Annotated in this window: 1 protein-coding gene; it reads left to right on the top strand. The window is 67.8% G+C overall.

Features of this window, described 5'->3' with window-relative positions; translation table 11 throughout:
• Positions 1–24: 24 nt before the first annotated feature.
• Positions 25–214: Imm49 family immunity protein (locus ACPXB3_RS22770; RefSeq protein ID WP_425729919.1), on the top strand; the 190-nt coding region annotated here is incomplete at its 3' end.

The raw sequence follows: 214 nt of genomic DNA on the forward strand, positions 1-214 counted from the left end.
TCGTCGGGTCCGAATCCGCGGACGATGGCGCCGGATTGGTTGGATGCGTTGTGGTTGGGGTTGGTGGCGCGGGATCGGGGGTTGTTGGATGTGTTGCGGGATTTCGAGGTGGAGTGGATGCGGGCGTCGGTGGGTGAGGGGGCGTGGGTGGAGCCGGTGGCGGTGGAGTGGGCGCGGGCATGGCAGATGTTGTTGCGGGGTGAGCGGGGTGAGC

The sequence above is a fragment of the Gordonia sp. DT219 genome (genome assembly GCF_049847065.1).
In the GTDB taxonomy this organism is placed as follows: Bacteria; Actinomycetota; Actinomycetes; order Mycobacteriales; family Mycobacteriaceae; genus Gordonia.